The organism is Intrasporangium sp. (assembly GCF_051961875.1).
In the GTDB taxonomy this organism is placed as follows: Bacteria; Actinomycetota; Actinomycetes; order Actinomycetales; family Dermatophilaceae; genus Intrasporangium_A.
This window is the reverse complement of the sequence record NZ_JBQCCV010000304.1, coordinates 1-2,444: the sequence shown is the minus strand read 5'-3', so window position 1 is coordinate 2,444 and position 2,444 is coordinate 1. Positions and strand designations below refer to the sequence as shown.

Sequence of the window (2,444 nt, the reverse complement as noted above, 5' to 3'; positions counted from 1 at the left end):
AGCGGTCGGCGACGAGCGGCATACGGGGCTGTCTGGGGTAGGGGACAGAACTTCCCGAGCGGTCCGCGAAACCCTAGCCCCCCGAACGGGGGTGGGGTAGACATGGTTCAGGAACCACAACGCCGAGAGGCGTCGGCCCGGGTCCACGGCAAGAGTGACAGACCGAGGTGAGACCAGGTACCCACGTGAGAGCAGTTCACTTTGAACCGTCCACCCCCGGGGACAGAACCGGGGCGACAGGCACTGTGCACGCTTGGTAGCCGGATCTCTCGGGGAGGCCCCACGACAGCGGTTGCGGGGCCTCCATCATGTCCGCGATCCGGGGGCGCCTCGCGTTGGCAACGGACGTGGGATCGAGCGCGAATCCCAACGAGTGGACATGACCTCGCCGACACGCGCGCCGGTTTGCATTTGTTCGGGTGTAGTAACACGATGGTCATAGCGCTCCCCTTCGGGGTTGAGCGCCGCGCGGCTGGAGCCTCCCCCCCGGCGCCAGAAGCGTGAGGTGGCCCCGGTCGACCCCCCCGACCGGGGCCACCGCCTTTCCTGGACGAGGCTTGTCCACATCCCTCCGGCCACCGGTCCTGTTGTCCACCGGTCGCGACGAGCGGCTCGCGGGGGCGTCGGCCGCGGAGCAGGGTCGAGGCATGGGACAGATCATCGCCGTGCTGGCCGCGTCGGGCGGCGTCGGCGCCACCTCGCTCGGGGCGGCGCTGGCCGTCCGCGCCTGTGCTGCCGGACGCAGCGCCGTCGCCGTCGACCTCGACCCGTGGTCGGGTGGCCTGGACGTCACCTTCGGGATCGAGCAGGAGCCGGGCTGGCGCTGGGACCAGCTGCGCGAGGCCTCCGGCATCGTCGACGGGGAGCGGCTCGCGGCGCGGCTGCCGTCGGTGCTCGGGGTGCCGGTGCTGGCCATGCCAAATGCCACCGGCATCGGTGGGACCGACCTGCAGCTCGATCCGGTGACGTGGATTGCGCGGGTGCCCGACATCCTCGCCGGGCTGGCCGACGCCCACGCTGTCACGGTTGCAGACACGTGTCGGGACGAGAGGGTGCTGCAGGTCGTCGCCGCCGAGGCTGACGCGGTCGTCGTGGTCGTCGGCACTCGTACGCCGGAGCTCGCCGCCGCCGCGACGGTGCTGCCCGCTCTCCAGGCACTCGGTGCCGACCCGTGGGTCGTCCTCCGAGGACCAGGCGCGGGGGAGCTCGAGGACATCGTCATCGACGAGCTGGACGTCGAGGTCGTCGGGATGCTCGGTGAGGACGGGAAGCTCGCGGGTGAGGTGGCCGACGGTGTGCCGCCGGGGCATCGGGGACGGGGCCCGGTCGTGGCGCTCGCCGACCGGCTGCTGCTCCGGCTCGTCACGGTCGCCGGCGAGCTCGGGAGGACCGCATGAGCCTGAGCCCCGCCATGTGGGAGCACGCCCGGGCGGGGCAGCTGCCCGACCGGGAGCGGGTCGTCGACGTCGCGCGAGAGGAGGTGGGAGCGCTCGGCCTGACGCGGGTCGAGGCGTCGGCCGAGGCGTTGTCCGCCCGCGTGCTGGGTGCCGGTCCGCTGGACCCGTGGCTCGCCGACCCGGAGGTGACCGACGTCGGCGTCAACGGCGACGGCCGGGTCTGGGTCGACCGGGGTGGTGGACCCGAGTGGGTGGGCGCACGGCTCCAGGGGGACGTGGTGCGGGCGCTTGCGATCCGGCTGGCGGGTGCGTCCGGGCGGCGTCTCGACGACGCGAGCCCCTGGGTCGATGGGCAGCTGCCGTCGGGGGCGCGGCTGCACGCGGTGCTGCCGCCGTTGGTCGCCGGTGGTGCCCACATCACGATCCGGGTGCCGGCTCGGCGACACCTCTCGCTCGACGACCTCGAGGGCTTGGGGATGTTTCCCGGGTCCTTCGCCGCCGTGCTGCGTCGGCTCGTCGAGCGGCGGCTCGCGTTCGTCGTGTCGGGCGGGACCGGTGCCGGGAAGACAACGCTGCTCGCGGCGCTGCTCGGGGTCGTCGAGCCCCGCGAGCGGTTGCTCGTCGTCGAGGACGTTCGCGAGCTCTACGTCGACCATCCCCACGTCGTCAGGCTCGAGACCCGGCCGCCGAATGTCGAGGGGATCGGCGAGGTGACCCTGACGACCCTGGTGCGCCAGGCACTCCGGATGCGGCCGGACCGCATCGTCCTCGGCGAGGCGCGTGGGGCGGAGATACGTGAGCTCCTCGCGGCGCTGAACACCGGGCACGAGGGCGGGTGCGGGACGGTCCACGCCAACACCGCGCAGGACGTGGTCGCGCGCTTCGAGGCGCTCGGTGCCCTGGCCGGGCTCGGACCGGAGGCGGTGCGGGTCCAGCTCGCCGCGGCCATCGCGGTCGTCCTCCACGTCTCGCGCGCCGGTGGGGTGCGGCGTCTCTCGACCATCGGGGTGGTGGACCGCTCGGGGCCCGACCCGGTCGTGCTGCCGG

The 2,444-nt window shown here is 73.2% G+C and carries 2 protein-coding genes; both read left to right on the top strand.

Annotated features, from left to right (window positions below; genetic code table 11):
- The first annotated feature begins 647 nt into the window (after positions 1-647).
- Positions 648-1,397 carry a hypothetical protein gene (locus ACTHJJ_RS18745; RefSeq protein ID WP_440304464.1) on the top strand — a complete coding sequence of 250 codons (750 nt, stop codon included), beginning with the start codon at positions 648-650 and terminating at the stop codon, positions 1,395-1,397.
- Positions 1,394-2,444 (top strand): TadA family conjugal transfer-associated ATPase (locus tag ACTHJJ_RS18740; protein ID WP_440304463.1); only part of this gene is annotated, 1,051 nt, incomplete at its 3' end. The genes ACTHJJ_RS18745 and ACTHJJ_RS18740, both read left to right, overlap by 4 nt.